Annotated in this window: 1 protein-coding gene; it reads right to left on the reverse strand. The window is 55.4% G+C overall.

The window, feature by feature from the left end; all coding sequences use genetic code 11:
• Window positions 1–41 precede the first annotated feature (41 nt).
• Window positions 42–334: integrase core domain-containing protein (locus D0N36_RS19315; protein WP_147320996.1), on the reverse strand; the 293-nt coding region annotated here is incomplete at its 5' end.

Here is a 334-nt window from a genome sequence, read left to right on the forward strand (position 1 = left end):
TTGACCTCCCCCCAATAGCTGGACCGCCCAAAACTAGAGGCTCAGGCGTTTTGAAGCTCGACTGTAATAGCGGCTGCCATTACTTGATCGGGCGTTAAATTCTGGAGCGAACTGTGGGGTCGGAAGCCGTTGTACTCCTGCCGCCACTGCTCGATTTTCTCCTGCGCGTCGGTTAGCGACAGGAACCAATGCACATTCAAACACTCGTCCCGGAAGCTACCGTTGAATGACTCAATATAGGGGTTATCCGTCGGTTTGCCGGGCCGCGAGAAGTCCAGTGTGACCTGCTGCTCGTAGGCCCATTTATCCAGCGCCTTGCTGATGAACTCGCTGC

It is taken from the genome of Hymenobacter lapidiphilus (genome assembly GCF_003417065.2).
Classification (GTDB): domain Bacteria; phylum Bacteroidota; class Bacteroidia; order Cytophagales; family Hymenobacteraceae; genus Hymenobacter.